We start from the raw sequence: 1,799 nt of genomic DNA, 5'->3' as shown, positions 1-1,799 counted from the left end.
GTGCCGGGCTCGGCCGATCCGCGGAACCCCGGCCGGCCCGCCACGCCCGCGCGCATCGTCGTGTACCGCCGCCCGCTGATGGCCAGGGCCGAGGACGACGACGAGCTCAGCGACCTGGTCTTCGGCGTGGTGGTCGAGGAGTTCGCCAGCGTGCTCGGCCTCGATCCGGAGACGATCGACCCCGGCTACCGCGAAGGCTTCGACTGAGGGTAACCCTGGCTAGGGAAGGACTGCCGTGTAGGCGTTCTGGACCGGCGGCAGGGAGATCATGGTGAGCGCGTTCTGCACCGGCAGCAGAGACGTGATCGGAGCGGACAGCCCGCCGGTCCCAGAGGTCACCACCCGCGCGGCGTAGAGCGGTCCCGACCCGGCCGCGGGCGTGATCACGATCGCGAACGGCTGCCGGCTGTTTTGCGGCCGCGGCACGGTGACCGCTCTGGTGTGGCCGGCCTGCACTGTCACGACCTGCTGGCCGCCAGCCGGCGGCGCACCGGAGCCCGCCACGCCAATGACCGAGACGTTAGCCTTGGCCGCGCCGGCCGGGGCGGTGAGTACCACGCCGACCGTGAGCCCCCGGGTGGCCGGGTTGCCCGCCACGACGCCCTGCTCTGTGATGGGCGGGACGGCGGTGGTGAACGAGCCCATGCCCTGTCCCGGCACCAGGACCGCCGCGACGATCGGCACGTTCGAGGTCAGCAGCAGGCCCGCCGCCGACGCGCCAAGGGAGCTGAGCGCGAACGATGAGGTCGCGCTCGAGGGCGCGTCCACGGGGGTCGTGCCGAACTGGGTGAACTTCCCCTGGGCGGTGAAGGCCACCACCTTGACCCGCGCGTCGCTGGCGCCAGGCACCGTCACGAAGAGCCGCGCCGAGCTGCTCGCCACGGTCAGCCCGGGTATCACCAGGTTGGTCGCCGGGGCGGCCGCCTGCGGCAGCCACGCGCCGCCGGACGCGCCGCTCTCCCAGACCGAGGCCGCCACCTGGCCCGAGCTGGTCTGCACGTGCAGTGCCAGCGCGGCGGAGCCTCGCGCGAACGGCGCGATGCGCTGGGTCACGACCTGGTGCGGGGCGACCGTGATGCCGGTTGTGAGCCCGGTCTGCAGGCCGGCGTCGGTGAGCAGGGTGACGTTGGCGCTGGCCGCGAGGTCACCGGTGTTCATCAGGTAAAGCGTGATCCCGGACGCGCCGGTGCCGGCTCCGTTGCCGACGAACCACATGTCCGAGCTCGGGTGGGTGCAGCTGACCATGCCCATGCCCGCGGCGTCCGCCTGCTCCGCCTCGAAGCCCTCCGCCATCTGGCCGGACGCTGCGACCGCGGTGCCGCCCTGCCCGGAGGTTCCCGTCGCCGCAGGCGCCGTGACGGTCGTCAGCGTGTTGACCGCCGACACGGTGACCGGTTGCGGCGCGGACCCCCCCGGCGTAGCCGAGACGGGGCTCAGCGTCGCCGAGCCCGTGCCGGTGAACCCGGCCGTAGCGGCCGCCGTTGCCGCCCGGCGTGACGGCAGGGCGATCATCGCGATGTGTGCCGCGCCGCTGTTCGGGGCGGGCGGCGGGCAGGATCTGGTGACCGACGTCACGGCGGCCATCTGCGGGGCCGGCTGCGCGGCGGCTTGCGGGCTGCGCGGCTCGGTGCGCCACGCCACTGCGTACACCACGGCCAGCACCAGCAGCACGGCGCCGAAGAGCCCGAACCGGCGCATCACGCGCCTCCGTCCGGACCCTGCTGGTTATCCGCGCCCCGCCTGCGGCCCTGGCGTCCCGGGCGACCGTGGCGGCGGGCGCGGTGCGAGTGCCGTTCCGC

General features: G+C 74.2%; 2 protein-coding genes. One reads left to right on the top strand and one right to left on the bottom strand.

Features of this window, described 5'->3' with window-relative positions:
* Positions 1-207 (top strand): metallopeptidase family protein (locus tag WA805_RS21735; protein WP_425243253.1); only part of this gene is annotated, 207 nt, incomplete at its 5' end.
* Between the two features lie 12 nt (positions 208-219).
* On the opposite strand, the gene WA805_RS21730 is transcribed toward WA805_RS21735, so the two are convergent.
* Positions 220-1,698 (bottom strand): DUF5719 family protein, encoded by a 1,479-nt coding sequence (locus WA805_RS21730; protein WP_425243252.1) that lies wholly within the window; start codon positions 1,696-1,698, stop codon positions 220-222.
* Positions 1,699-1,799: the final 101 nt, after the last annotated feature.

The organism is Trebonia sp. (assembly GCF_049794275.1).
Classification (GTDB): Bacteria; Actinomycetota; Actinomycetes; order Streptosporangiales; family Streptosporangiaceae; genus Trebonia.
The sequence above is the reverse complement of the archived record's forward strand: the minus strand, read 5'-3'. Positions and strand labels throughout refer to the sequence as shown.